This window comes from Pseudomonas sp. 39004 (assembly GCF_028682155.1).
Lineage (GTDB): Bacteria > Pseudomonadota > Gammaproteobacteria > Pseudomonadales > Pseudomonadaceae > Aquipseudomonas > Aquipseudomonas capeferrum.
Genome location: NZ_JANIAG010000295.1, coordinates 1 through 3,669, shown reverse-complemented (window position 1 = coordinate 3,669; position 3,669 = coordinate 1). Strand labels below are relative to the sequence as shown.

At 61.8% G+C, this 3,669-nt stretch carries 5 protein-coding genes; 2 read left to right on the top strand and 3 right to left on the bottom strand.

Features of this window, described 5'->3' with window-relative positions:
- Nucleotides 1-2: 2 nt before the first annotated feature.
- A complete protein-coding gene (ppnP, locus tag NP534_RS26190; RefSeq protein ID WP_033699336.1) occupies nucleotides 3-287 on the bottom strand; it encodes a pyrimidine/purine nucleoside phosphorylase in 285 nt (94 codons plus the stop codon).
- Between the two features lie 75 nt (nucleotides 288-362).
- Entirely contained in the window at nucleotides 363-914 is a 552-nt protein-coding gene (locus NP534_RS26185) for an exonuclease domain-containing protein (RefSeq protein WP_033699335.1), read from the bottom strand.
- A 171-nt stretch (nucleotides 915-1,085) separates the two neighbouring features.
- On the opposite strand from NP534_RS26185, the gene NP534_RS26180 reads away from it, so the two are divergent.
- Together NP534_RS26180 and NP534_RS26175 are read left to right on the top strand one after the other, a co-directional pair.
- Nucleotides 1,086-1,886, top strand: coding sequence for a substrate-binding periplasmic protein (locus NP534_RS26180; protein ID WP_274100655.1), 801 nt, complete (start codon nucleotides 1,086-1,088; stop codon nucleotides 1,884-1,886).
- Between the two features lie 63 nt (nucleotides 1,887-1,949).
- Nucleotides 1,950-2,963, top strand: a complete 1,014-nt coding sequence (locus tag NP534_RS26175) for a GNAT family N-acetyltransferase (protein ID WP_274100654.1) — start codon at nucleotides 1,950-1,952, stop codon at nucleotides 2,961-2,963.
- A 37-nt stretch (nucleotides 2,964-3,000) separates the two neighbouring features.
- On the opposite strand, the gene NP534_RS26170 is transcribed toward NP534_RS26175, so the two are convergent.
- On the bottom strand, nucleotides 3,001-3,531 hold the full coding sequence (locus NP534_RS26170; protein WP_033699331.1) for an RNA polymerase factor sigma-70: 531 nt from the start codon (nucleotides 3,529-3,531) through the stop codon (nucleotides 3,001-3,003).
- Between the last annotated feature and the right edge of the window lie 138 nt (nucleotides 3,532-3,669).

The window sequence follows — 3,669 nt, the reverse complement described above, 5'->3', positions numbered from 1 at the left end:
GCTTAGTCGCGATACTCGCACAGGTAAGCAGTGTCCACCGCTACCTTCAGCTGGAACTTGCTGTCAGCGGCAACATTGAATTTGTCGCCCGCGTTGAAGGTTTCCCAGTTGTCGCTACCCGGCAGCTTGACGGTCAGGGCGCCGGAAACCACATGCATGATTTCGCGCTTGGCAGTGCCGAACTCGTATTCGCCTGGTGCCATCACACCCACGGTGGCCGGGCCTTCTTCGCCCGCGAATGCGATCGACTTGACGGTGCCGTTGAAGTACTCGTTGACCTGGAACATGGGCGACTCCTGAAAAGAGGGGGATGAAAAAGCGCTGGCCAGTATGCCCAAGGCCATCCCCGTCGTCATCTGCTTTCAGGTGCCCTTGGCCGGCAGGCTCAAGGGCAGCAGCCGCGCCGTGTTGCGCGCATCTTCCAGGGCCCGGTGCTGCTGCCCGCAGAAGTGCATGCCAGCCAGTTGCAAGGCGCCATTGAGGCCCGTCGGCCGCTGCAGGTGGCGGGCCTTGGCGAAGCGCTGCTTGAGGTTGATGTGCGGCACGCTGCGCAGCAGGCTGTCGAGCCCGTGCTGTTGCCATTCCTGAAGCAGTTGCTGGCGGTCGTAGTCACCCCAGCTGACCCACGCCTGCAACTGCCCGCGGTGGTGCCCCAGCCAGCGCTCGAACCGTGCCCACACCTCGGGGAAGGCCGCCGCGCTGTCGACGCTGGCCTGGCTGATGTGCGTCAGTTCGCGGCAGAACGGCGTCAGCTGCGGCCGTCGCCTGGGCCGCACGAAGCGCTGGAAGTGGTCGACTTCACGGCCTTCGCGGGTCACCAAACTTGCGCCGATTTCTATGATTTCCATCTCTGTGACCGGCCATCCACCATCGTCGGTGGTGGCTTCCAGGTCGATCACCAACCAATGGCCCATACCAGGCTCCCTTGCAGATCCTGCTAGAGCGTAGCCAATGTCGGGCCTTACGGCACCCCCTGGCAATTTGCCGCCTGCTTTGGCGTAAAGACCAGCGACCAGCTGTTGTGCCCTGCCCGGAAAACGCCTAGCTTAGGCGCAACCAGGTACGAACCGTGATGAGTGTCCGTCTTGACTTCAGCGCCCGGCCCAAAGGCCTTGTCCACTCTGCTGTTGCTGGCCGGCTTCTGGTTGGCGGTACCAGGCTGGGCTGGCGACGCGATCGAAGTGAAGATCGGTGCCGCGCATTTCCCGCCTTACACCGTTCGCCCCGAACAGGGGGCCGATACGGGTCTGTTGCCACAATTGATCGACGCCCTTAACCGCTCCCAGCAGGGCTACCACTTTGTCTTGGTGCCCACCTCCATTCAGCGGCGCTTTGGTGATTTGCAGCAGGGCCGCACCGACATGGCGGTCTTCGAGAACCCACAGTGGGGCTGGCAGCAGATCGCCCACCAGACAGTGGACATGGGCCTGGAAGATGCCGAAGTGTTCGTCGCCGCCAAGGCCAACGGCCGCGACCCGCATTACTTCGATGAGCTGCGCGGCAAGCGCCTGGCGCTGTTCAACGGTTACCACTATGCGTTCGCCCGCTTCAACGCCGACCCGGACTACCTGCGCAAAGCCTTCAATGCGACGCTGACCTATTCCCACGACAGCAACCTGCTGATGGTGCAGGCCGGCCGCGCCGACATCGCCCTGGTCACCCGCTCTTACCTCAGCGACTTTCTCGACCGTAACCCGGGCAGCCAGGCGCAACTGGTTGCCTCGCAGCGTATTGACCAGGTCTATCACCACTACGCCTTGCTGCGCCCCGGCGCGCCCATCGGCGAGCAATCGTTCGCGGCCTTGATGCGTGCCCTGCGCGAGAACGGTGAGCTGACGCGTATCTTTCAGCCCTACCGGATCACGGTACAGGCACCGCGCGACTAAATTCCTGCGCAGCGACAACGTTTTCAACAGTGTGCCTTCTCTTCATTTTCGTGAGCCAAGACCATGCCGTTCGATGCCGCTTCGCAGCCACTGTCAGCGCCACGCTGGCGCACCCTCAGCGCCGATGAGGGCGAGAGCTGGCTGAGCCTGACCCTTGCCGGTCGCCCGTTGATCCAGCTGCGCCTGGCCCAGGGCGCGGCCCTTGAGGTGCACCTTGAAAGCCTTTGCCCAGAGCGCCCTTACCAGGCGTTGTGGGCTGCCTGCTATTGGCTGCTGGCACGCGATGTCGCCTGCCAGCGCCTGGCCTGGCACTTGCCCGAGGTGCTGCCCGAAGCCCTCGTCAGCGGCCTGTTGTTGCCCAGCGAGCAGGCCGGCGTGTACCTGTGTGAACGTACGTTGTTCTGGCAGTTGCCCCAACCCTGGCTTGGCGAGTCGATCGCCGGGGTGTACCCCCAGCAGATGCAGATCAGCAACGGCAAGCGCCACCCGCGCCGGGCGCCCAAGCCGCGTGGCGAAGTGTACCGACGTTTCGATGCACGCCTGGGCAGCTGGGTATCGCTGCGTACCCTGGAGATCGATCAGGACCTGGAACGCTTCAATCGATGGCAGAACAATCCGCGGGTCGACAAGTTCTGGCAGGAGGGCGGCACCTTGCAGCAGCACCATGAATACCTGGCAAAGCTGCAAGCCGACCCGCATACCCTCACCTTGATCGGCTGTTTCGACGACGAGCCGTTCGCCTACTTCGAAGCGTACTGGGCCAAGGAAGATCGCATTGCGCCGTTCTATGCGGCCGATGATTACGACCGCGGCATCCACATGCTGGTGGGGGAGGAGGCGCACCGTGGGCCGCACAAGGTGGCCAGCTGGTTATCGGCGCTGGTGCACTACCTGTTCCTCGATGACCCGCGCACCCAGCGGGTGGTGGCCGAGCCGCGTGCGGACAACGGCAAGATGATCGGCTACATGCACGACCAGTGCTTCCATTGCGATAAAGAGTTCGATTTCCCGCACAAGCGCGCGGCGCTGATGATTCTTGGGCGGGAGCGGTTTTTCGATCGGTGCACGCTGGTCTGAGAAAGCTGGGGGCAATGCGCCCCCAACACTCAAAAATTCAAACCTGACGGTTAGCCGTCTTGCGGCAATGCACCAAGGCGTCGCGGATCATGAAGTTGACCAAGGTCGGCGACACGCCCAGTTCCTTGGCGATGTCCTTCTGCGGCACGCCGTGCAAACGGTACATCTCGAACGCGTAACGGGTGCGCTGTGGCAGCTCGTTCAATGCTTCGGCAATGTCATCGAGGGCGGCAAGGTTGATGTGCGTGGCTTCGGGCGAGGCGTTCTGGATGACCACGTTCAGGCCTTCCTCTTCGCTGCCGGAGTACTTCAGTTCCATCGCCTGTTTGCGGTAGTGGTCGATGGCCAGGTTGCGCACGATCTGGAACAGGTAGCTCAGCTGCGCCTTGAACGACGAGGTGATCTGCGGGGCGGCACTGAGCCGGAAGAATGCATCCTGCACCACGTCTTCCGCGCGTGAGCGGCAGCCGGTAATGCGCGCAGCAATCTTGACCAGAATGCTGCGATTGTCGACGAAGGCCTGGAGTAATGGTGAATCGCACTTACTTGTGGATAGTTGTTCCGCCATGGAAATCACCTTGTCACAGAGAGGGGGGGAGGCACCCAACGTTGGGAAGCTTCCTGAGACGTGCGACAAGCTATTCAGAATGATAATGATTGTCAAATACGAAACGTAATTAGTATCTATATCTTTCAGGAATAACTG

What these genes read in the sequence shown, in the direction of transcription:
- ppnP (WP_033699336.1), bottom strand. Translation starts at nt 287, where the DNA reads ATGTTCCAGGTCAACGAGTACTTCAACGGCACCGTCAAGTCGATCGCA.
- NP534_RS26185 (WP_033699335.1), bottom strand. Translation starts at nt 914, where the DNA reads ATGGGCCATTGGTTGGTGATCGACCTGGAAGCCACCACCGACGATGGT.
- NP534_RS26175 (WP_274100654.1), top strand. Translation starts at nt 1,950, where the DNA reads ATGCCGTTCGATGCCGCTTCGCAGCCACTGTCAGCGCCACGCTGGCGC.
- NP534_RS26170 (WP_033699331.1), bottom strand. Translation starts at nt 3,531, where the DNA reads ATGGCGGAACAACTATCCACAAGTAAGTGCGATTCACCATTACTCCAG.